Origin of the sequence: Pseudomonas sp. Sample_21, from assembly GCF_004307525.1 — a bacterium.
GTDB lineage: Bacteria > Pseudomonadota > Gammaproteobacteria > Pseudomonadales > Pseudomonadaceae > Aquipseudomonas > Aquipseudomonas atacamensis.
Genome location: NZ_RCNZ01000106.1, coordinates 35,127 through 57,610, shown reverse-complemented (window position 1 = coordinate 57,610; position 22,484 = coordinate 35,127). Strand labels below are relative to the sequence as shown.

Genomic DNA, 22,484 nt, shown 5'->3' with positions numbered 1-22,484 from the left:
CATGCATCAAGCGACGAAGCGCAATATCGGTGCACCATCGAACGGGTCCGTCAGATAGTGCGCCCTGACCCCGAAAGTCGTCTGTAACCGCTCCGGCGTCAGCACTTGCAGCGGCTCGCCCAATGCCACCAGACGCCCGCGCTCCAGCACTGCCAGGCGATCGCATTTGAGCGCCTGATTGAGGTCGTGCAGAGCAATCAACGTGGTCACCGGCAGTGCGCGCACCACTTGCAGAATGCTCAACTGATGCTGGATATCGAGGTGATTCGCCGGCTCGTCGAGCAGCAGGATCTGCGGGCGCTGCGCCAGTGCGCGGGCGATGTGCACGCGTTGGCGTTCACCGCCGGAGAGGCTGCGCCAGAGGCGGTTGCGCAGGTGCACGGCGTCGACGTCGACCAGCGCTTGCTCGACGATGGCTTCATCGGCCGGCGACCACGGTTGCAGCGCCGACAGCCACGGCGTGCGCCCCAGCGCCACCGCGTCGAACACGCGAATGCCATCGTCGGTATCGGCCTGTTGCTCAACCACCGCGAGCGTCTGCGCGATAGTGCGCCGCGACATCTTGCCCAGCGTCCGACCGTCGAGCTGCACCTGACCTGCGCTCGGTTCGCGCAGCCCGGCGAGCAGTTTCAGCAAAGTGGATTTCCCCGAACCGTTCGGCCCGACAATGCCCAGGGTCTCGCCGCGCTGAACATCGAGACTGACACCATTGAGCAACTCGGCACCGCGCACTTTGAAGCCCACACCCGCACAACTCAGAACCGTGTTCATCGCGCTGATCTCCGTCCCACCAGAATCAGCGCGAATACCGGCGCGCCGACCAGCGCAGTGATCACGCCGACCGGGATCACCTGACCCTTGATCAGGGTGCGCGACAGCACATCGGCGGCAATCAGAAACACCGCACCGCCCAGCGCACTGGCGGGCAACAGACGCGCATGCCCCGTGCCGAGCAACAACCGCGCGGCATGGGGAATCACCAGACCGACAAAGCCGATCGAGCCGACAATCGACACCATCACCGCCGTCACCAGCGCGGCGCAGCCAATCAACAGAATCTGCACACGTCGCACTGGAATGCCGAGAGACGCCGCCGAGTCCGCACCAAAGGTGAACGCATCCAGTGCTCGCCGGTGCCACAGACAAACGACCAATCCCAATACAGCCACAGGTACTGCCAGCCACACCGACGGCCAGCGCACGCCGCCGAGATTGCCGAGCAGCCAGAACATGATGCCGCGCGCTTGTTCGGAGCTGGCCGAGCGGGTGATCAGAAAAGCGGTGAGGGCGTTGAACAGTTGCGAGCCGGCAATCCCGGCGAGAATGATCTGCCCGGTGCCACTGGCCGAGCCGCTGACCCGTGCCAACAAAATCACCAGTACGAACGCGGTCACCGCGCCGGCAAAGGCACCGACCGACAATGAAATCGCCCCGGCGCCGACGCCAAGCAGGGCGACCATCACCGCGCCAGTCGAGGCGCCAGCAGAAATTCCCAGCAGATACGGATCGGCCAACGGATTGCGCAGCAGCGATTGCAGGATCACCCCGCACGTCGCCAGGCCGGCGCCGCAGGCCGCCGCGACCAGCGCGCGGGTCAGGCGATAGTTCCAGACGATGCCTTCGTCGATCGGGTCGAGCACATAACCGGCGCCCCACAGCTTGTTGGCCAGCACCTGCAACACCACGCTCGGCTCGATCGAAGTCTCGCCAATGGCCACGCCGCCAATCAGCGCGACCGACAGCGTCAACAGCACCAGCAGCAAACGGATCAGGCGTCTGCTCATGGCGACAGGTCGTAGCCGTTGATGGCGCTGGCCAGTTGTGCGAGGCCGTCGAAGGTGCGCAGGCTGGCCTGCATGGCCATGGCGTCAAGGATGATGATGCGGTTGTGCTTGACCGCGTCTATGTTGCGCGTCACCGGATCACTGCGCAGGAAGGCGAGTTTCTTCTGATAGTCGTCCGCCGGGAAACGTCGACGATCCATGCGCGCGATCACCAGAAACGTCGGGTTGGCCTTGGCGATGGTTTCCCAGCCGACGGTTGGCCATTCTTCATCCGACTCGACGACGTTGCGCACGCCGAGGGTGCTGAGCATGAAATCGGGAACGCCTTTGTGCCCGGCCACGAACGGCTCGATGTCCATCTCGGCGCTGGAGAACCACACCAGGGCGCTGACGTCTTTGCGCTGCTGCTTTTTCGCAGTGGCGATCGACTGCGCGAGGCTGGCTTTGAGCTGCTCATTGAGCTGCTCGCCACGCGCCTGCACATCGAAAATCGCCGCCAGTTGGCTCACGCTTTTGTAGATGCTGTCGATTCGAAACGGTGCCAGCCGCGTGCCGTCCGAGCCGACGAGGTTGTCCTTGGCTTCGCAATCGGAGGGCAGCAGATAGGTCGGAATCTTCAGTTCATGAAACTGCTCGCGGGTGCCGACCGCGCCTTGCGGGCCGACCATCCATTCCAGCTCGACGGCGACCAGTTCCGGGCGTTTGGCGATCACCGCTTCGAAACTCGGCTCGTTGTCGGCGAGGCGCTCGATCCTGTCGTTCTGCGCTTTGTATGTGCCCAGCACGTCGTTGAACCACAGCGAAGTGCCGACGACTTTGTCGCCCAGACCCAAGGCGTAGAGCATTTCGGTGCCGGCCTGGCCGATGGTCACCGTGCGCGCAGGCGCGTGCTGAAAGGTCAGGCTGCTGCCACAGTTTTCCACGGTCAGCGGATACGCAGTCGGCGTCGCTTGCGCCAGGGCGCAAAGGCTCAAAGCGGTGAGCAGGGTGGCAACGCGGGGCAGCAGCATGGGGCAGTCTCCAGGAGAACCGTACGGGAGCAGGCGGGTACGGTTGGAAACACACCTCGGGCGCGGTCGTGGAAACTGCGCAAGGCCGGCACAGGGAAAATGCGCACGGCACGATGTCCTTCCCGGACACCCCGCCGGTTAGTCAGTCACTGTGCCGGCAGGTCTCCTGACTGATGCGTCATCGCCACGCTCCGGCCTTCCCGGGATTCACCCAGTGGCAGTCGAGGAGCAGGCTCGGCACCTACAGTTGCGGGGGCAGTTCCGATTGATGCTGTGCAAGCATTTCGGATTCCCTATTAATTCCGTGTGGAAACCGGCGGCGGCATGGTAGTCGATTTGCGCGGTGGAGGGGGAGGCGAATCTGCCACAGCGTCGATTTTGCCGTTGGCATTGCAATCGGCCGTATGCACTGATTAATATACGCTCCATATACACATCGTATCGGATTCATATATGGGCATCGTAAAAATTTCAGAGGACATGCACGAGAACCTGCGCATCTCCAGCAACGCCCTCAGCCGCTCGATCAACGCGCAGGCCGAGCACTGGATGCGCATCGGCATGCTCGCCGAGCTGCATCCCAACCTCGACCACAGCGCCATTTGCCGCCTGCTGATCCGCGCCGAACAGAACGGCGGACTGGATCTGCAACAACTGACTCAGGAAGCCGTCAGCGCATGAGAAACCAGATCAAGATCAACACCCCGGCCGACATCGAAAAATCCCGCGCCGCCGGCAAACTCGCCGCTGAGGTGCTGGCGATGCTGGTGCCGCATGTGAAGGCCGGGGTGACCACCGATGAGCTGGACCGGCTGTGCAACGATTACATCGTCAATGTGCAGAAAGCCGTGCCGGCCAACGTCGGTTATCACGGCTTTCCGAAAACCGTCTGCGCGTCGGTCAATGACGTGGTGTGCCACGGGATTCCATCGGGTACGCCATTGAAAGACGGCGACATCGTCAACCTCGACATCGCCGTGATCAAGGATGGCTGGTTCGGTGATACCAGCCGCATGTACGTCGTGGGTGAGGCGACTCCTGAAGCGCAGCACCTGATCAAGACCACTTACGACGCGATGTGCGCGGGCATTCGCGCAGTGAAACCGGGCGCAACGCTGGGCGATATCGGTCACGCGATCCAGAGCCTGGCGGAGGCGGAGGGCTTCAGCGTGGTGCGCGAGTACTGCGGCCATGGCATCGGCAAGGTCTATCACGACGAACCGCAAATCCTGCATTACGGCTTTCCCAATCAAGGGCTGAAGCTCAAGGCCGGGATGATTTTCACCGTGGAACCGATGCTCAATGCCGGCAAACGCCATGTGAAGAACATGCCGGATGGCTGGACGGTGCTGACCAAGGATGGCTCGTTGTCGGCGCAGTGGGAGCATATGGTCGCGGTGACGGAGAGCGGGTTTGAAGTGCTGACGGCTTGGCCGGATGAGATTGAAGGGTACCGGGCCATTGGCTGATACCGTGTGGCCTGCTTGCCCTCACCCTAGCCCTCTCCCAATGGGAGAGGGGACTGACCGAGGTGTTGTTGCGAGATACGCCGACGTGCGATACCGAGTCGAACTTACATTTTGAACAGCATGAAGATCGGCTCCCTTTCCCCCTCGCCCCCCGTGGGGGAGAGGGCTGGGGTGAGGGGGTAGATCCAACTGACTCAGCGCAATCAGTGAGCACCTGCTGCCTTGTTCAGATCGCTCTCGGTCCACTCGGTATAAACACAAGCATCCGCCGTCGCCCAGCGCACCCTTACCGGATCGCCGGCCTTGAGTGGCATGCCCGCTGCCGACAGCGCTTTCACCGTCATCGACGTCCCGCCCGCAGTGACCACGCTGCACGTCTGGCTCTCACCGAGAAACAGCACCTCCACAACATTCGCCGATACCTCATTCCAACCCGCCGCCAGCGGCGTATCCAGCGCCTGCTGCGTGCTCAACGCCAAGGCTTTTTCCGGGCGCACCATCAGCAGCACATCCTGATCAGTGTGCAACCCGGACGTCAGCCGAATCGACAACGACTGACCCTCGAAACTCGCTGCCGCATTGCCTTGCGCCTTGAGCTTGAGGAAGTTCGAATTACCCAGAAACGACGCGACAAAGGCATTCGGCGGATTCTGATAAAGGTCATAACCACTGCCCAGACCGACGATTTTGCCGTGGCTGAAAATCGCGATGCGTTGCGACAGCCGCATGGCTTCTTCCTGGTCGTGGGTCACGTACACGATGGTGATGCCCAGGCGCCGGTGCAGCTGGCGTAGTTCATCCTGCAAGTCCTCGCGCAGCTTCTTGTCCAGCGCGCCCAGCGGTTCATCCATCAGCAGAATGCGCGGCTCGTAAACCAGCGCCCGGGCGATGGCGACACGTTGTTGCTGACCACCAGAGAGTTGCGAAGGGCGGCGATGGGCGAACTGTTCGAGCTGCACCAGTTTGAGCATCGCATCGACGCGCTTTTCGCGCTCGGCCGCAGCCAGTTTGCGAATCGCCAAAGGGAAGGCGATGTTGTCGCGCACCGATAGATGCGGGAACAGCGAGTAGCGCTGGAAGACCATGCCGATGTCACGCTTGTGCGGCGGCACTTTGACCAGCGACTGGCCGTTGACGAGGATCTCGCCGCTGCTCGGTGTTTCAAAACCGGCGAGCATCGACAGCGTGGTGCTTTTGCCCGAGCCGCTGGAGCCGAGGAAGGTGAGGAATTCGCCGTCCTTGATGTCCAGCGAGATATTGTCGACGGCAGCGAAATCGCCGTAGTGCTTGTTCAGGTTGCGCAGGCTGACCAGGGGTTTGTCGTTCTGCTGGGATGCGTCTTTGATAACGGCACTCATGTCGTACTCCTGGGCGCTCAGGCGCTGATTTCGTTGCGCCGGCGCAGGGCGGCGGCGATCACCATGACCAATACCGACAGGCCGATCAGCAGCGTCGAAGCGACGGCGATCACCGGGGTCAGGTCCTGGCGCAGGGTGGTCCACATTTTCACGGGAAGGGTTTGCAGAGTCGGGCTTGCCATCATCACGCTGAGCACCACTTCGTCCCACGAGACGAGGAAGGCGAAGAGGGCGCCGGCGACCATCCCCGGGCGGATCGCCGGGAACGTCACCTTGAACACCGCTTGCAAGCGCGAGGCACCGCAGATTACCGCCGCGTCTTCAATCGACTGATCGAACAGCTTCAGCGAGTTGATGATCGAGATGATGGTGAACGGCAGCGCGACGATCACATGGCTGACGACGAAGGCGAACATGGTCCCGGTGTAGCCGAGCTTGAGAAACAGCGCGTACACCGCCACGGCGATGATCACCAGCGGCACGATCATCGGCAGGGTGAACAGGCCGTAGAGCATCTCGCGGCCGGGAAAGCGCCCGCGCACAAGCGCAAACGCGGTCGGCAAACCGAGGGCCACGGCACAGATCGTGGTCAACACGGCGACCTTGAGGCTGGCCGCAGCGGCGTTCATCCAGTCGGGATTGGAGAAGAACTGGCCGTACCATTTCAGCGTCCAGCCCGGTGGCGGGAACACCAGCCACTGCGAGGAGCCGAACGACAGCAGCACGATGAACACGATCGGCAACAGCAGGAACAGACCGATCAGCCCAGTCGTAGCGTAGAGGCCGAAACGCATGCGCCGGCTCATGGCATTGGGGGTCAGGAGCATGTCGGCTTACCTCGCATTACTGGCGCCAACCGGGGATTCCGGTTGAAGCTTCAGGTAGAAGTAGAACAGCACCAGGGTGATTGCGATCAACAACGCGGCGCCGGCACTGGCCAGACCCCAGTTGAGGAACGATTGCACCTGCTGAATGATGAACTCCGGCAGCATCATGTTCTGCGCCCCGCCCAGCAAAGCGGGGGTGACGTAGTAACCGAGAGACATCACGAACACCATCAAACCGCCGGACGCCAGACCCGGCCGGCACAGCGGCAGGAACACCCGGAAGAAGTTGGTCCACGGACTGGCGCCGCAGATCGAGCCGGCCTGCAGGATCATCGGGTCGATGGCCTGCATGGTCGCCTGCAACGGCAGCACGATGAACGGGATCATGATGTAGCTCATGCCGATCACCACGCCCGTGAGGTTGTGCACCATCTCCAGCGGTTGATCGATGATGCCCAGCGCCATCAGCGCCTTGTTGATCACGCCCGAGGCTTGCAGCAACACCAGCCACGAATAGGTGCGGGCGAGCAGGCTGGTCCACATCGACAGCAGCACGATGTTGAGGATCCAGCGCCCCCAACCGCGCGGCACCAAAGTGATCGCCCAGGCCAGCGGAAAGCCCAGCAGCAGGCTGAACAGCGTCACCAGCCCGGCCACCGAAAAGGTGTTGAGCAGCACTCGCGCATAGGCCGAGTTGGCGAACAACTGTTCGTAGTTGCCGAGACCCGGCACAGGTTCGAGCACACCGCGCAACAGCAGGCCAATCAACGGCGCGAGAAAGAACAGGCCGAGGAACAGCAGCGCCGGGACGAGGTTGCCGGCGCCGCGCCAGCGTTGCTTGAGGGCCGAACCGGCAGCGCCGGCGGCGCTCCCGGTGGCAGTGGAAGGACGGGGCGCAGTGGCCGCGATTTTCATTTGACCAGCCATTCGTTCCACCGTGTCGCGATAGCCGGACCGTTCTTGGCCCAGTAAGCGAAATCAAGGGTGATCTGATCCTTGGCGTAAGCCGTCGGCAGGTTGGGGGCCAGCGTCGAATCCAGACGCTCCACACTGTCGAGGTTGACCGGCGCGTAGGCGGTCAGGTTGGAGAAGTCGGCCTGGCCTTTGGCGCTGCTGGCATTGGCGAGGAACTTCATCGCCGCATCTTTGTTTTTCGAGCCTTTGGGGATGACCAGAATGTCGGCCATGACCAGGTTCTGCTTCCAGCTCACGCCGACCGGTGCGCCGTCTTCCTGCAAGGCGTGCACACGGCCATTCCAGAACTGGCCCATGCTCGCTTCGCCGGACGCGAGCAGTTGCTGCGACTGCGCGCCGCCGCCCCACCAGACGATGTCTTTCTTGATGGTGTCGAGTTTCTTGAAGGCGCGATCCAGATCCAGCGGATAAAGCTTGTCAGCCGCAACGCCGTCGGCCAATAGCGCCAGTTCGAGCACGCCGGGGCTTGGCCATTTGTACAGGGCGCGTTTGCCGGGCCAGGTCTTGGTATCGAACAGCGCGCTCCAGTCCTGCGGCTTGTTGGCGCCGAGCTTGCCTTCGTTGTAGCCGAGGACGAAGGAGAAGAAGAACGAGCCGACGCCGTGATCGCTGACGAAGCGCGGGTCGATCTTGTCGCGCTGGATCACTTTGAAGTCGAGGGGTTCAAGCAGGCCTTCGGCAGCGGCGCGCAGGGCGAAATCGGCTTCGACATCGACCACGTCCCACTGCACGTTGCCGCTTTCGACCATGGCCTTGAGTTTGCCGTAGTCGGTGGGGCCGTCCTGAACGACGGTGATGCCGCTGGCCTTGCTGAACGGATCGGCCCAGGCTTGTTTCTGCGCATCCTGGGTGCTACCGCCCCAGCTGACAAAATTCACGCTTTCGGCAGCCATTGCAGCCTGGCCGGTAACGCTGAGCAGTCCCGCGAAAAAGATCGCGGTTGCAGCTTTGTTCAACACCATGTTCACGCCCTCATTGTTGTGTTTTTGAGCGGGCCTTGCGTTGTTGCCCGCCTGTCGGGAGCAGTAGCTGGACGGTTTTTTGGTCCGTCCGGTCTATGGAATATCATATTATGGTATTCCAAACTTTGTGCAAGCACTTTGCCTTACCGGTTATCTGGCGGATCTGTCTTTCCGGTCTTCATCCAAATGTGTAGCGAATGAAACTGTGGCGAGGGGATTTATCCCCGTCGGGCTGCGGAGCAGCCCTGAAAGCGGGACATGCGATATTTCTGGCGGATCGCGTTGGCAGGAATCGGGGCCGCTTCGCAGCCCGACGGGGATAAATCCCCTCGCCACAGGGGAGTATCGATAACAGGGTTATTCGGTGAAAGGAATGCTCTCAACCACCTCAAGGTCATACCCGGTCAACCCCGCGTACTTCAGCGGCGGACCGAGGTGACGCAACTTGCCCACTCCCAGATTCTGCAGAATCTGCGCCCCCGTCCCGACCTCGGAATAAATCCGCGATTGCGAACGGCTGAACTGCCGTGGCGGCTGGGTCAACTGCGGCACGCGCTCGAGCAACGCCTGCGACGATTCATGATTGGCCAGTACCACCACAACCCCATGACCTTCCGCCGCGACCCGTTGCAGCGCCGCCCACAGCGTCCAGTTCGTCGGCCCGCTGTACTCGGCGCCGACCAGATCGCGCAGCGGATCGATCACGTGCACGCGCACCAGCGTCGGCTCTTCGCGGCGCAGATCGCCCATGACCATTGCCATGTGCACGCCGCCTTCGATGCGATCTTCGAAGGTGATCAAACGGAAGGTGCCATGCACCGTCGGCAGCTCACGTTCACCGATGCGTTCGATGGTGTGCTCGGTGCTCAGGCGGTAGTGGATGAGGTCGGCAATGGTGCCGATCTTGATCCCGTGCTTGCGTGCGAACTGCTCCAGATCCGGGCGGCGCGCCATGGTGCCGTCGTCGTTCATCACTTCGACAATCACCGAGGCCGGGGTGAAACCGGCCAGACGCGCCAGATCGCAACCGGCCTCGGTGTGCCCGGCGCGGGTCAGCACGCCACCTTCCTTGGCGCGCAACGGGAAGATGTGGCCGGGCTGCACCAGGTCTTCGGCGCGGGCATTCGGCGCGACCGCGGCAGCAACGGTGCAGGCGCGATCTGCGGCGGAAATGCCGGTGGTCACGCCAACCGCCGCTTCGATCGACACGGTAAATGCAGTGCTGAACACACTGCCATTGGCGGGTACCATTTGCTCCAGGCCCAAGCGCTGACAATGTTCGTCCGTCAGGGTCAGGCAGATCAGCCCGCGTGCCTCGCGGGCCATGAAGCTGATAGCCTCCGGTGTGCAACGATCAGCGGCCAGCAGCAGGTCGCCTTCGTTCTCGCGGTCTTCGTCATCGACCAGCAGGACCATTTTGCCGAGGCGATAATCTTCGATGATTTCTTCGATGCTGTTGAAGGCCATGCTGGACTCTCAGGGTTCGTTGGAAATATATTGGTATACCATAATACAAAATCAACAAAGAGGTCACTATGAAGGCGTACTGGATTGCACATGTGGATATAGCCGATGCCGAGCACTACAGCCAATACACCCAGCGCACCCCGCAGGCGATTGCCGCATTCGGCGGCAAGTTTCTCGCCAGAGGCGGGCGCAGTGAAGCGCTGGAAGGGCGGCAGATGCCACAGCGTACGGTGATCATCGAGTTTGAAAGCTACGAAACAGCCGTCGCGTGCTACCGCTCGGCGGCGTATCAGGAGGCGAAAAGTTATCGCGAAGAATGGGCGAGGGCGGAGATCATCATCGTTGAAGGCATCAACCCAATTTAAGCCACACTGATGATCGTTCCCACGCTCCGCGTGGGAATGCAGCCCGGGACGCTCTGCGTCCCATCCAGAGCCGAACGCGGAGCGTCCGTAGAGGCATTCCCACGCGGAGCGTGGGAACGATCAGGGGGAAGGTGATTTTTAGCGCATGAAATGAATCTTGCCGCTGTCATCATTACCCATGTAAATCCCGTAAACCCCCGCTTGGCGCTCTTCGATATAGCGCTCGAGAATCTGCCGGATCGCCGGGTAATAGATCTGCTCCCACGGAATCTCTTCCGGGGCGAAGAACTTGTAATCCATGGTTTCCGGCCCGTACTGCCCGGTGATCTCCAGGGCGATGGCGCGGAAGATGATGTACACCTCGCTGATCTTCGGCACGCTGAAGATCGAATACGGCGAGACGATTTCCGCGCGCACGCCGCTTTCTTCCCAGACTTCGCGCAGCGCCGCCTGTTCGGTGGTCTCAAAGCTTTCCATGAAACCGGCCGGCAGCGTCCAGGTGCCCGGGCGCGGGGGGATCGCCCGTTGGCACAAAAGGTATTTGCCGTCCTGCTCTATGATGCAGCCGGCAATGATCTTCGGATTGACGTAGTGGATATAGCCGCAGCCGCGGCACATCAGGCGCTCGTGCGTATCGCCCGGCGGCGTCTGCTGACCGAGGTCAGGGCCACCGCATTTCGGGCAAAAGCTCGGGCTGAACATGTCATTGACCTATGCGGGGTTCTTTCAGCGCGATCGGCAGGGTGATCGCCGGGGTACCTTTGACGGCGACGCCGGTCTCTTCCTGCTTGCGCTTGAGGTAATCGAGGGCCACGGCGGCGGCCGCGCGGACGTGATCGACACACGCCTGATGCGCCGCCAGCGGATCGCCGCTCTTGATCGCCTCGACCATTTTTTCCATCTCGTGATTACTCGCGCCGCGTCGGTTTTCCTGGGAGACCGAGGTCGCGCGCAGATAGCTGATGCGTGCCTGCAACTGACGCAATTGGGTGGCGGCGACATGGTTGCCCGAGCCTTCGAGCAGCACGTCGTAGAAACCCTGCACCGAGTCGATGACCTGTTGCAGCTCGCCGTCCTTGAGCGCCTTGCGGTTGTCATCGAGGGCTTTTTCCAGCGCCTTGATGTCCTTGGCCTTGGCACGCAGAGTGAACAACTGCACGATCAAGCCTTCGAGCACGCAACGCAATTCGTAGATATCGACGGCATCGGCGAGGGTGATGATGGCCACGCGCGGGCCTTTGGCGTCGGCGAATTCGACGAGACCTTCGGATTCTAGGTGACGCAAGGCTTCGCGCACCGAAGTGCGGCTGACGCCGAGGCGATCGCAGAGGTCGCGTTCGACCAGACGATCACCTGGCATGAGCTGGAAATTCATGATCGCGCTACGCAGTTTGTCCAGCACGATTTCGCGCAGGGTAACGGGGTTGCGATTGACCTTGAAGCTGTCGTCGAGTGGCTGGCGTTTCATGGGGTCCGCTCTTGAGCTTGGCTGTCCATGCCAGACGGGCATCAAAACAGCCGAGGGTTAACTGGAGGCCTCGGCGTCGGCTTCGGCAAAGGCTTCACGGGCCAGCCGGAAACTGTCCACGGCCGCCGGAACGCCGCAATAAATGCCGACCTGAAGCAGAATTTCGCGTATTTGCTCACGACTCAGGCCGTTACGCAAGGCGCCACGCACATGCAGCTTGAGTTCATGCGGGCGGTTGAGCGCCGAGATCATCGCCAGGTTGATCATGCTGCGCTCCTTGAGCGACAGACCCTCACGCCCCCAGACATGGCCCCAGCAGTATTCGGTGACCATTTCCTGCAGCGGACGGGTGAAGTCGTCGGCGTTGTCTATCGAGCGCTGAACATAGGCTTCGCCCAATACCTGGGTGCGGATTTGCAGGCCTTTTTCATACTTCTCGTTACTCATCATTCCTCCTCACAACACAGATCCCCTTGTTGGAATGAACCCTGTGGTGAGGGGATTTATCTCCCTCACCACAATGGGAGTTGGGTGGGGCAATCAGGTCAAGGCGGGCAACGCACCCAACTTGCCCTTGTGATAAATCATCGGCGTCACCGGTTGCTCGGGCAGGATCAGGTTCTTCACTGCGCCGACAATGATCGCGTGATCGCCGCCGTCGTATTCACGCCACAACTCGCACTCGATTATCGCCGTGGCCTTGGCCAGAATCGGGTTGCCCAGATCGCTCAAATGCCACTCGATGCCCTTGGCCTTTTCCTTGCCCTTGCCGGCGAACGCGTAGGCTTCGGCGGTCTGCTCGGCGGAGAGCAAATGGATGGCGAATTTTTTGCTGTCGCGCAGCACCGGGTAGGTGTCGGACGCATAGTTGGGGCAGAACAACACCAGCGCCGGGTCGATCGACAGCGCGCTGAACGCGCTGGCGGTGATGCCGACAATGCCGCCTTCCGGGTCGAGGGTGGTGACCACCGTAACGCCGGACGGGAACGAGCTCATGACGTCTTTGTATATGCCGGGTTCGATCATTTCGCAGGACTCCTAGCGCATCACAAACGGATCAGGCATTGGCGCCTGGGAGAGGTTGATCCACACCGTTTTCAGTTCGGTGTAGGCCAGCACCGAGTCGATGCCGCTTTCGCGTCCATAGCCACTGTTCTTGAAGCCGCCGATCGGCGCCATCGCCGACACTGCGCGGTAAGTGTTGACCCAGATGATCCCCGAGCGCACATCCCGCGCCAGACGATGGGCGCGGCCGAGGTCACGGGTCCAGATGCCGGCAGCGAGGCCGAACTGCGAGTCGTTGGCGATCGCCAGCGCTTCGGCTTCGTCTTTGAAACGAATCACCGAAGCCACCGGGCCGAAGACTTCTTCCTGCATGATCTTCATCGAATTGCGGTCGCACTCGAACAGCGTCGGCTCGTAGAACCAGCCTTCGCCGAGATCCGCCGGACGCTTGCCACCGGTGCGCAAACGCGCGCCTTCGGCGATCGCATCGGCGACCAGTCCTTCGACCACCGCCAGTTGCTGCGCGGTTGCCATCGGTCCCATCTCGCTATTGTCTTCCTGTGGGTTGCCGATGCGGATGCGCTGGGCGCGCTCGACCAGACGGTTGACGAATTCGTCGTAGATTTCGTCCTGCACCAGCAAGCGCGAACCAGACACGCAACTCTGCCCGGACGCTGCGTAGATGCCGGCAATCGCACCGTTGATCGCGCTGTCGAGATCGGCGTCTGCGAAGATGATATTCGGCGACTTGCCGCCCAGCTCCAGCGATAGCTTGGCGAAATTCTCGGCGCTGCTGCGCACCACATGCCGCGCCGTGGCCGCGCCGCCGGTGAAGGCGATCTTGCGGATCAGTGGATGGCGGGTGAGGGCGGCGCCGGTGCTCGGGCCGTAACCGGTGACGACGTTGACCACGCCCGGCGGAATCCCGGCTTCGAGGGCCAGACGTGCGAGCTCGAGAATGGTCGCCGAGGCGTGCTCGGACGGCTTGATCACAATCGTGTTGCCGGCGGCCAGGGCCGGGGCCAGTTTGATCGCGGTCAGGTACAGCGGGCTGTTCCACGGAATGATCGCGGCGACCACACCCATGGCTTCATGCACGGTGTAGGCAAACAGGTCAGGCTTGTCCAGCGGCAGCGTACCGCCTTCAAGCTTGTCAGCGAGGCCTGCGGTGTAGTGGAAGAACTCCGGCAGATAGCTGACCTGGCCACGGGTTTCGCGGATCAGCTTGCCGTTGTCACGGCTTTCCAGCTGCGCCAGGTGTTCCTTGTTTTCTGCGATCAGATCGCCGAGGCGACGCAGCAGTTTGCCGCGCGCAGTGGCGGTCAGGCCGCGCCAGGCCGGGCTGTCGAAGGCATTTTGCGCTGCTTGCACGGCGCGTTCGACGTCCGCTTCATCGGCGTCGGGCAGTTCCGCCCAGGCTTGCGCGGAGGCCGGGTTGAGGCTTTCGAAGGTCTTGCCGGAGAGGGCGTCGACCCAGTCTCCGCCGATGCACATCTGGAAGCGTGCGAGTGTCATGCAACGATCCCCTTTATATGGTTTTGTCGGGCGTGTGCGAATTGGAGAAATTCCAGCAGCATCTGGTTGACCAGACGCGGCGACTCTACCGGCATCATATGCCGTTGCTCGGGCAGCACGGCAACCTTCGCAGCGGGGATGCGTCGGGCCAGTTGCTCGGCCATTTCCGGCGTCGAGCCAGGGTCAAGCTCGCCAGTGGCGATCAGCGTCGGCGCCTGAATGCTGCTCAGGTCGTCGGCGCGGTACATGTCCTGGGTGGCGAACAATTCGTAGGTGGTCAGGTAGCCCTGTGGATCATTGTTGGCCAAAGTCTGGCGCAACGCGGCGATCTGCGCCGGGTTGGCTGCCTGATATTCACGGCTGAACCAGCGGGACAATGCCGCTTCGGCATTGGCGTCCGGGCCATGTTCGGCAGCCTGCGCAGTGCGTGCGATGACGCCGGCACGCTGTTCTTCGCTGCGGTTGAACACGCTGTTCAGCACCACCAGGCTTTGCAGGCGCTCCGGGTAATGCAGGGCGAAGGCCCTCGCGACCAGGCCGCCCATGGAGAAACCGATCACCGCTGCCTGGGGCAGATTGAGGTGATCGAGCAGCTCGAGCAACTGATCGGCGTAACCGAGCAGGTCGGTGCCGCTGGCCGGGCGCGGGCTGGCGCCGTGGCCGAGCATGTCGTAGGCGATCACCTGGTACTGGCTGGCGAGGCCGACAATCTGCCCGCCCCACATTTCTTTGTTCAGGCCCACGCCGTGGATCAATACCACGGGCTGGCCTTGGCCGGTCGCCAGGTAACTGGTGCCAGCCGGGGTGAGTTCAGCGGTGAGCCGAATCATGGAGCGCTCCTGCAATGCCTTTTTATTGTGATTACTGGGCTTTTTCGGCAGCCAGTTCTTCCAGATCGATGTAGCGGTTGCCGATGCGCGGGTGCAGGCGGCCACCGTCGGCGCAACCGAGCACGACGACGATTTCGTCAGCACGCGGCGCGTCTTCGATCTGCATTTCCAGGGTGATGTAGTGCGAACGCAGGCCTTCGTCGTCCTTGTGCATCATCGGGATCTGAATCGACGTGCCCGGGCCGCCGCGCTTGTTGGTAAAGCTCAGGTAGCTCTTGGCTTTTACCGCTTCGCGATAGTGATTGCCGAAGCGCAGGGTGTGGATCACCGCCGACGCGTGCTCGATCTCGCCATCAGCGCCGACGACCGCCGCTTTGCCGTAGGCCTCGATCTTCTCGGCACCGCCGATGATGCCGACCAGACGCTCGACCATCATTGCGCCGAGGTCGGAGCAGTTGGCGCGAATCTGCGGCTTGAGGTCTTCGACAAAACCGTTGCCCACCCAAGGGTTCTTCATCACCACGGCGAGGCCGACCATGGTCACCGGCTTGTCAGTAGCCTTGCCGCCTTCGATGAAGGTTTCTTCGACATAGCTGACGATCTTGCGAATTTCGAAACTCATGAGCTGCTCCGTTGGGGGATTGAGAGTGTCTGTGCGTCTGATGGTATACCATAATACCGATCCTGCAAGTCCCCGCAGCGACAATTGCGTCATCCATCCTACGAATGGCTGCGCATTCAGCCTTTGGCGCGAAACCACCCATCACCACAAACCCTGTGGGAGCGAGCCTGCTCGCGAAAGCGGTGGGTCAGCCAATAAACAGGGTGACTGATACACCGCATTCGCGAGCAAGCTCGCTCCCACAGGGGAATTCCTTGGTTACAGAGGGCCGCTTTCGGTTAACAAAAGATAACGCGGCGCCGATTGTCAGACATTTGCAAAGCCCGATAGGATGAGCCAGCTTCCGAAGGGGCTCTGGATTGCGGGTTTCAGGACTATGCTTCTGAAACGCCACTAGCCGAGCACCCTTGCGGCGCCCTTGAAGGCCCGATGGCCCAACAATAATAAATAGGGGAAGGTCTATGAGTCGTTGCCGCCCGCCGGCGTTACGCAACACCGCGTTGCTGGCCACAGCACTCTCGCTGCTGGGCTTTGCCACGTTATCGGCACCTGTGATTGCCGCCGAGGCCCCGGCTGACGTGGTCTATGCCACCGAATCGGCCAAGGCCGCGAAAAGCCTGATTCTTGATGTCGTCCACGCTGGCGCGCGTCTGGTCGCGGTCGGCGATCGCGGGCACATCGTCTATTCCGATGACCAGGGCAAAACCTGGACCCAGGCCAAGGTGCCAACCCGGCAACTGCTCACTGCCGTGTATTTCGTCGATGACAAAAACGGTTGGGCCGTGGGCCACGATGCACAGATTCTCGCCAGCGCAGACGGCGGTCTGACCTGGACCAAACAATTCGAAGACCTCGCACGCGAATCGCCGCTGCTCGACGTCTGGTTCAAGGACGCCAGCAGCGGCTTTGCCGTGGGCGCCTACGGCACGCTGCTGGAAACCTCCGATGGCGGCAAGCACTGGGAAGACGTCAGCGATCGCCTCGACAACGAAGACCAGTTCCACCTCAACGCCATCGCCGCCGTGAAAGACGCCGGGCTGTTTATCGTCGGCGAGTCCGGCAGCATGTTCCGCTCCGCCGATGACGGCCAGACCTGGGAAAAGCTTGAAGGCCCGTACGAAGGTTCACTGTTCGGCGTGATCGGCACGGCGCAGCCGCAGACCCTGCTGGCTTACGGCTTGCGCGGCAATCTTTATCGCTCCACTGATTTCGGCAGCAACTGGGAGCAGGTCGAACTCAAAGCTGCACGCGGTGCGCTGGAGTTCGGCCTGTCCGGCGGCACGCTGCTGGAAGACGGCTCGATCGTCATCGTCGGTAACGGCGGCTCGGTGATCAGCAGCAGCGACAACGGCGAAACCTTCAGCGTGTTCAACCGCCCGGATCGCATTTCGCTGTCGTCGGTCACCGCCGCCGGCAACGGCAACCTGATTCTGACCGGGCAGGGTGGCTTGCACATCACCCAGCCAAACGGTGCCGAGACCAATAACAAGAAGGCGGGGCTATGACTTCCTTGATCACTCCTCAGCAGGAAAAGGCGACGGTTCTCGAGCGCCTGATCTTCAATAACCGTCCGGCCGTGATCCTGATCTGCCTGGTGGTGAGCATTTTCCTGTTCTGGCAGGCCACGCTGATTCGGCCGTCGACCAGTTTTGAAAAAATGATCCCGCTGCAGCATCCCTTCATCGAAAAGATGATGGAGCACCGCAACGATCTGGCGAACCTGGGCAACACGGTGCGTATTTCGGTGGAAGCCACCGACGGCGACATCTTCTCCAAGGAGTACATGGAGACCCTGCGCCAGATCAACGACGAAGTGTTCTACATTTCCGGCGTCGACCGTTCCGGCCTCAAATCGCTGTGGAGCCCGAGCGTACGCTGGACCGAAGTGACCGAAGAGGGTTTCGCCGGCGGTGAAGTGATTCCGCAGAGCTACAACGGCTCCCAGGACAGCCTCGATCTGCTGCGCAACAACGTGCTCAAGTCCGGCCAGGTCGGGCGTCTGGTGGCCAACGATTTCAAGTCGAGCATCGTCGACATCCCACTGCTGGAGGCCTATCCGGACCCGCAGGACCAAGGCAAGTTGCTGGCGCTGGACTATCGCCAGTTCTCTCATGAGCTCGAAGACAAGATCCGCAACAAGTTCGAAGCGCAGAACCCCAACATCAAGATCCACATCGTCGGTTTCGCCAAGAAGGTCGGTGACCTGATCGACGGTCTGGTGATGGTGGTGCTGTTCTTCGGGGTCGCCTTCGTCATCACCCTGATCCTGCTGCTGTGGTTCACCAACTGCCTGCGCAGCACCATCGCGGTGTTGAGCACGACGCTGGTGGCGGTGGTCTGGCAGCTCGGGTTGATGCACTTCTTCGGCTTCGGGCTCGACCCGTATTCGATGCTGGTGCCGTTCCTGATTTTCGCCATCGGCATTTCCCACGGCGTGCAGAAGATCAACGGTATTGCCCTGCAATCCAGCGAGGCCGATAACGCCCTGACCGCGGCACGACGCACCTTCCGCCAGTTGTTCCTGCCGGGGATGATCGCGATTCTGGCCGATGCGGTGGGCTTCATCACCCTGCTGATCATCGACATCGGGGTGATCCGTGAACTGGCCATCGGCGCGTCTATCGGCGTTGCGGTGATCGTGTTCACCAACCTGATCCTGCTGCCGGTGGCGATTTCCTATGTCGGCATCAGCAAGCGCGCGATTGCCAAGAGCAAGAAGGACGCCAACCGCGAGCACCCGTTCTGGCGCCTGCTGTCGAACTTCGCCAGCCCGAAAGTCGCACCGATTTCGGTAGCCTTGGCTCTGATCGCCTTCGGTGGCGGCCTCTGGTACAGCCAGAACCTGAAGATCGGCGACCTCGACCAGGGCGCGCCGGAACTGCGTCCGGACTCGCGTTACAACAAGGACAACAACTTCATCATCAGCAACTACTCCACCAGCTCCGACGTGCTCGTGGTGATGGTCAAGACCAAGGCCGAAGGCTGCTCGCGCTACGAAGCCATGGCGCCGATCGATCAGCTGATGTGGAAGATGCAGAACACCGAGGGCGTACAGTCGGCGATCTCGCTGGTGACCGTGTCCAAGCAGATGATCAAGGGCATGAACGAGGGCAACCTGAAATGGGAAACCCTGTCGCGCAACCCGGACGTACTGAATAACTCGATCGCCCGCGCCGATGGCCTGTACAACAACAGCTGCTCGCTGGCGCCAGTGCTGGTGTTCCTCAACGATCACAAAGCTGAGACCCTCGATCGTGCGGTCAACGCGGTGCAGGAGTTTGCCAAGGAAAACAACAAGGATGGCCTGGAATTCATCCTCGCTGCCGGTAACGCCGGGATCGAAGCGGCCACCAACGAAGTCATCAAACAGGCTGAGCTGACCATCCTGATTCTGGTGTACATCTGCGTGGCAGTGATGTGCATGATCACCTTCCGCTCATGGGCAGCGACCCTGTGCATCGTCTTGCCGCTGGTGCTCACCTCGGTGCTCGGCAACGCGCTGATGGCGTTCATGGGCATCGGCGTGAAAGTCGCGACGCTGCCGGTGGTGGCGTTGGGTGTGGGGATCGGCGTGGATTATGGCATCTACATCTACAGCCGCCTCGAAAGTTTCCTGCGTGCCGGGCTGCCGTTGCAGGAAGCCTATTACCAGACCCTGAAGTCGACCGGTAAAGCGGTGCTGTTCACCGGCCTGTGCCTGGCGATCGGCGTGTGCACCTGGATCTTCTCGGCGATCAAGTTCCAGGCCGACATGGGTCTGATGCTGACCTTCATGCTGCTGTGGAACATGTTCGGTGCGCTGTGGCTGCTGCCAGCGCTGGCCAAGTTCCTGATCAAGCCTGAGAAGCTGGCGGGGCAGAAGGGCAATTCGCTGTTTGCCCACTGATCTGACAGGCTGAAACGACAAAGCCGCAACCTTGATGGGTTGCGGCTTTTTTTGTGGTCCAAGATCAAGAGCCCCTCACCCTAGCCCTCTCCCGGAGGGAGAGGGGACTGACCGAGGGGTGCGGCTAGATATATCGACCTGAAATACCGAGTCGGTTATGGATTCACAGCAGAACGTTCAAGTCGGCGTAAATCTCAAATATCCCCCAATCGGTCCCCTCTACCTCTGGGAGAGGGCTAGGGTGAGGGCAAGCGATCTCAAGCCCTAAGAAAGCTCTGCGCCAAGCACAACACTCAACGCACTACGCGCATCATCCAGCTGCACCAGCGTCGCATGCCGGGCGCCCAGGGCATCGCGGTTCTCGATGGCGGTCAGGATCGCCTTGTGGCGCGGCAGCGCCAGTTCATGCAGATTCGGCCGTTGATTGGAATGCTTCAACGCCTCGGCAATTGCTACCGCCAACATGTTGCACAGGTTCGCCAGCAGGTCGTTGTGCGTCGCATCGGCGATGCGGCTGTGGAAGTCCAGGTCCGGTTGCAAAAGCGCTTCCGGGGTCGGCGCGGCTTCCATGCGTTGGTAGGCTTCGTTGATCGCAGCGATGTCGGCATCGGTCGCATGCTGAGCGGCGAGGGCGGCGGCGGCCGGTTCGATGATGCTGCGCACGCTGGTGAGCACGTTGAAGAATTCATTCTGCGGGCTGCTCTGCATCAGCCAGTGCAGCACGTCCGGGTCGAGCATGTGCCACTCACGGCGGGCCTTGACCACGGTGCCGACGCGCGGTTTGGAATACACCAGACCCTTGGCCACCAGCACCCGCGTGGCTTCGCGCAACACCGGCCGACTGACCGCGTACTCCTCGCACAGCAGGGCTTCGGCGGGCAGTTTGTCGTCGGGCAAAAAGCGTCCGGAGACGATCTGCATGCCCAGTTCCTGGACGATGCGCGAGTGCATGCTTTTACGGTCGGAAGGTTTGCGGTAATCCATGGGGAGTGGCGCGATCCTGAGCGATGGAGATGCCGCGCATCATAGCAGGCACGGCACAATCTTGAGGTAGGCAATGATCGTTCCCACGCTCTGCGTGGGAATGCCTCAAGGGACGCTCCGCGTTCCAGCTCTGAAAGGGACGCGGAGCGTCCCGGGCTGCATTCCCACGCGGAGCGTGGGAACGATCAGTGGGGTGTCAATGAGAGTGGCGCGGAACCTCGGCACCACGGCAGCCAACCAGGAAGTCAAAGTCGCAACCCTGATCCGCCTGCAGCACGTGGTCGATGTACAGCTGACGATAACCGCCCACCAGCAACTGTTGCGGTGCTTGCAGATCGGCCATTCGCGCGGCCAGTTCAGCATCCGGAATGTCCAGATGCAAACGGCCGCTGGCGCAATCGAGCTCGATCCAGTCGCCTTCCTTTACTGCCGCCAAAGGCCCGCCGGCTGCGGCTTCCGGGGCGACGTGCAAAACCACCGTGCCGTACGCGGTGCCGCTCATGCGTGCATCGGAAATACGCACCATGTCGGTCACGCCTTCTGCCAACAGCTTGGCTGGCAAACCCATGTTGCCGACTTCGGCCATGCCTGGATAACCCTTCGGCCCGCAGTTTTTCATCACCAGAATCGAATCCTTATCGACGTCCAGCTCCGGATCGTTGATCCGGGCCTTGTACATGTCGAAGTTCTCGAACACCACCGCACGCCCGCGATGCTGCATCAGTTCAGCAGTGGCGGCGGACGGCTTGAGCACCGCGCCCAACGGCGCCAGATTGCCACGCAACACGCAGATGCCACCGTCGGCGCGAATCGGATTGTCGAGGGTGCGGATCACTTGGTCTTCGCCGTAGATCGGCGCGTCCTTGGTGTTTTCGCCGATGGACTTGCCGTTGACCGTCAGTGCATTCGGGTTGGGGATCAGATTGGCTTCACCGAGGCGACGCAGTACCGCTGGCAAGCCACCGGCGTAGTAGAACTCTTCCATCAGGAAACGCCCGGACGGTTGCAGGTCGACGATGGTCGGCATGCCGCGACCGATGCGGGTCCAGTCGTCCAGATCCAGCTCGACGCCGATGCGCCCGGCGATGGCTTTCAAGTGGATCACGGCGTTGGTCGAACCGCCGATGGCAGCGTTGACACGAATAGCGTTTTCGAAGGCTTCCTTGGTGAGGATCTTCGACAGCTTCAGGTCTTCACGCACCATCTCCACCGCACGCATGCCGGACATGTGCGCCAGCACATAACGGCGCGCATCTACGGCCGGAATCGCGGCGTTGTGCGGCAGCGAAGTGCCCAGCGCTTCAGCCATGCACGCCATGGTCGACGCGGTGCCCATGGTGTTGCAGGTGCCCGCCGAACGCGACATGCCGCCCTCGGCCGCGAGGAAGTCATCGATGGTGATGGTGCCGGCCTTGACCTGTTCGCTGAGCTGCCAGACCACGGTCCCAGAGCCGATATCCTTGCCTTTGTGCTTGCCGTTGAGCATCGGCCCGCCGGTGACGACGATGGCCGGCACGTCGCAACTGGCCGCGCCCATCAGCAGTGCTGGAGTGGTTTTGTCGCAACCGGTGAGCAGCACGACGCCGTCGATCGGGTTGCCGCGAATCGCTTCTTCAACGTCCATGCTCGCCAGGTTGCGGGTGAGCATGGCAGTCGGGCGCAGGTTCGATTCGCCATTGGAGAACACCGGAAACTCCACCGGAAAACCACCGGCCTCGATCACCCCGCGTTTGACGTGCTCCGCGATCTGGCGGAAGTGCGCGTTGCACGGAGTCAGTTCCGACCAGGTGTTGCAGATGCCGATGATCGGCTTGCCGTGGAACTGATGGTCGGCGATGCCCTGATTCTTCATCCAGCTGCGGTACATGAAGCCGTTCTTGTCGGCCGTGCCAAACCATTGGGCGGAGCGCAGGGTGGGTTTCTTATCAGACATGATCGATTCTCTTATTGTAAGACT

General features: G+C 61.4%; 22 protein-coding genes and 1 riboswitch. Of the genes, 5 read left to right on the top strand and 17 right to left on the bottom strand.

What is annotated here, in order from left to right; genetic code table 11:
• Positions 1-6: 6 nt before the first annotated feature.
• Genes D8U71_RS20465 through D8U71_RS20455 form a run of 3 tightly spaced genes read right to left on the bottom strand, consistent with a single transcriptional unit; the run spans position 7 to position 2,794 of the window.
• Complete coding sequence (locus tag D8U71_RS20465; protein WP_130888545.1) at positions 7-771, bottom strand: ABC transporter ATP-binding protein; 765 nt, start codon at positions 769-771, stop codon at positions 7-9.
• Positions 768-1,784: an iron ABC transporter permease gene (locus D8U71_RS20460; RefSeq protein ID WP_130888544.1), complete on the bottom strand. Its 1,017-nt coding sequence runs from the start codon at positions 1,782-1,784 to the stop codon at positions 768-770. The genes D8U71_RS20465 and D8U71_RS20460 overlap by 4 nt, the downstream gene beginning before the upstream one ends.
• Positions 1,781-2,794 (bottom strand): ABC transporter substrate-binding protein, encoded by a 1,014-nt coding sequence (locus tag D8U71_RS20455; protein ID WP_130888543.1) that lies wholly within the window; start codon positions 2,792-2,794, stop codon positions 1,781-1,783. The genes D8U71_RS20460 and D8U71_RS20455 overlap by 4 nt, the downstream gene beginning before the upstream one ends.
• A 138-nt stretch (positions 2,795-2,932) precedes the next feature.
• Positions 2,933-3,127, bottom strand: a riboswitch (cobalamin riboswitch).
• A gap of 120 nt (positions 3,128-3,247) precedes the next feature.
• Here D8U71_RS20455 and D8U71_RS20450 point away from each other — a divergent pair.
• Positions 3,248-3,475, top strand: coding sequence for a ParD-like family protein (locus D8U71_RS20450; RefSeq protein WP_007918027.1), 228 nt, complete (start codon positions 3,248-3,250; stop codon positions 3,473-3,475).
• Positions 3,472-4,263, top strand: coding sequence for a type I methionyl aminopeptidase (gene map / locus D8U71_RS20445; protein WP_071172707.1), 792 nt, complete (start codon positions 3,472-3,474; stop codon positions 4,261-4,263). Before D8U71_RS20450 ends, map begins: the two co-directional genes overlap by 4 nt.
• Before the next feature lie 203 nt (positions 4,264-4,466).
• On the opposite strand, the gene D8U71_RS20440 is transcribed toward map, so the two are convergent.
• The 5 genes from D8U71_RS20440 to ribBA all read right to left on the bottom strand — a co-directional run bounded on the left by D8U71_RS20440 (position 4,467) and on the right by ribBA (position 9,852).
• A complete protein-coding gene (locus tag D8U71_RS20440) occupies positions 4,467-5,621 on the bottom strand; it encodes an ABC transporter ATP-binding protein (protein ID WP_130888542.1) in 1,155 nt (384 codons plus the stop codon).
• Between the two features lie 17 nt (positions 5,622-5,638).
• Positions 5,639-6,448: an ABC transporter permease gene (locus D8U71_RS20435; protein ID WP_007918021.1), complete on the bottom strand. Its 810-nt coding sequence runs from the start codon at positions 6,446-6,448 to the stop codon at positions 5,639-5,641.
• A 6-nt stretch (positions 6,449-6,454) separates the two neighbouring features.
• On the bottom strand, positions 6,455-7,363 hold the full coding sequence (locus D8U71_RS20430) for an ABC transporter permease (protein ID WP_130888553.1): 909 nt from the start codon (positions 7,361-7,363) through the stop codon (positions 6,455-6,457).
• Positions 7,360-8,385: an ABC transporter substrate-binding protein gene (locus D8U71_RS20425; RefSeq protein WP_125918464.1), complete on the bottom strand. Its 1,026-nt coding sequence runs from the start codon at positions 8,383-8,385 to the stop codon at positions 7,360-7,362. The genes D8U71_RS20430 and D8U71_RS20425 overlap by 4 nt, the downstream gene beginning before the upstream one ends.
• A gap of 357 nt (positions 8,386-8,742) precedes the next feature.
• Entirely contained in the window at positions 8,743-9,852 is a 1,110-nt protein-coding gene (ribBA, locus tag D8U71_RS20420) for a bifunctional 3,4-dihydroxy-2-butanone-4-phosphate synthase/GTP cyclohydrolase II (RefSeq protein WP_016775017.1), read from the bottom strand.
• A gap of 68 nt (positions 9,853-9,920) precedes the next feature.
• Here ribBA and D8U71_RS20415 point away from each other — a divergent pair, with 68 nt between their 5' ends.
• A complete protein-coding gene (locus D8U71_RS20415; protein ID WP_130888541.1) occupies positions 9,921-10,217 on the top strand; it encodes a DUF1330 domain-containing protein in 297 nt (98 codons plus the stop codon).
• Between the two features lie 138 nt (positions 10,218-10,355).
• On the opposite strand, the gene D8U71_RS20410 is transcribed toward D8U71_RS20415, so the two are convergent.
• The 7 genes from D8U71_RS20410 to D8U71_RS20380 all read right to left on the bottom strand — a co-directional run bounded on the left by D8U71_RS20410 (position 10,356) and on the right by D8U71_RS20380 (position 15,657).
• Positions 10,356-10,919, bottom strand: a complete 564-nt coding sequence (locus D8U71_RS20410; protein ID WP_016775015.1) for an NUDIX hydrolase — start codon at positions 10,917-10,919, stop codon at positions 10,356-10,358.
• 1 nt (position 10,920) lies between these two features.
• Positions 10,921-11,685: a GntR family transcriptional regulator gene (locus tag D8U71_RS20405; protein ID WP_042606770.1), complete on the bottom strand. Its 765-nt coding sequence runs from the start codon at positions 11,683-11,685 to the stop codon at positions 10,921-10,923.
• Between the two features lie 57 nt (positions 11,686-11,742).
• Positions 11,743-12,132: a carboxymuconolactone decarboxylase family protein gene (locus D8U71_RS20400; protein ID WP_039763896.1), complete on the bottom strand. Its 390-nt coding sequence runs from the start codon at positions 12,130-12,132 to the stop codon at positions 11,743-11,745.
• A gap of 93 nt (positions 12,133-12,225) precedes the next feature.
• Positions 12,226-12,711, bottom strand: a complete 486-nt coding sequence (locus D8U71_RS20395; RefSeq protein ID WP_130888540.1) for a flavin reductase family protein — start codon at positions 12,709-12,711, stop codon at positions 12,226-12,228.
• 12 nt (positions 12,712-12,723) lie between these two features.
• The gene (locus tag D8U71_RS20390; RefSeq protein ID WP_024013188.1) at positions 12,724-14,205 is read right to left on the bottom strand and encodes an aldehyde dehydrogenase; all 1,482 of its coding nucleotides are present in this window, start codon (positions 14,203-14,205) and stop codon (positions 12,724-12,726) included.
• Entirely contained in the window at positions 14,202-15,035 is an 834-nt protein-coding gene (locus D8U71_RS20385; protein WP_024013187.1) for an alpha/beta fold hydrolase, read from the bottom strand. The genes D8U71_RS20390 and D8U71_RS20385 overlap by 4 nt, the downstream gene beginning before the upstream one ends.
• Before the next feature lie 31 nt (positions 15,036-15,066).
• Positions 15,067-15,657 carry an amino acid synthesis family protein gene (locus tag D8U71_RS20380; protein ID WP_007968626.1) on the bottom strand — a complete coding sequence of 197 codons (591 nt, stop codon included), beginning with the start codon at positions 15,655-15,657 and terminating at the stop codon, positions 15,067-15,069.
• A 461-nt stretch (positions 15,658-16,118) separates the two neighbouring features.
• Here D8U71_RS20380 and D8U71_RS20370 point away from each other — a divergent pair, with 461 nt between their 5' ends.
• Positions 16,119-17,162 carry a YCF48-related protein gene (locus D8U71_RS20370; protein ID WP_122507913.1) on the top strand — a complete coding sequence of 348 codons (1,044 nt, stop codon included), beginning with the start codon at positions 16,119-16,121 and terminating at the stop codon, positions 17,160-17,162.
• Positions 17,159-19,543 (top strand): RND family transporter, encoded by a 2,385-nt coding sequence (locus D8U71_RS20365; protein ID WP_024013186.1) that lies wholly within the window; start codon positions 17,159-17,161, stop codon positions 19,541-19,543. Before D8U71_RS20370 ends, D8U71_RS20365 begins: the two co-directional genes overlap by 4 nt.
• Positions 19,544-19,807: 264 nt before the next feature.
• On the opposite strand, the gene D8U71_RS20360 is transcribed toward D8U71_RS20365, so the two are convergent.
• Positions 19,808-20,527, bottom strand: coding sequence for a FadR/GntR family transcriptional regulator (locus tag D8U71_RS20360; protein ID WP_024013185.1), 720 nt, complete (start codon positions 20,525-20,527; stop codon positions 19,808-19,810).
• Between the two features lie 196 nt (positions 20,528-20,723).
• Positions 20,724-22,460, bottom strand: coding sequence for an IlvD/Edd family dehydratase (locus tag D8U71_RS20355; RefSeq protein ID WP_024013184.1), 1,737 nt, complete (start codon positions 22,458-22,460; stop codon positions 20,724-20,726).
• Positions 22,461-22,484: the final 24 nt, after the last annotated feature.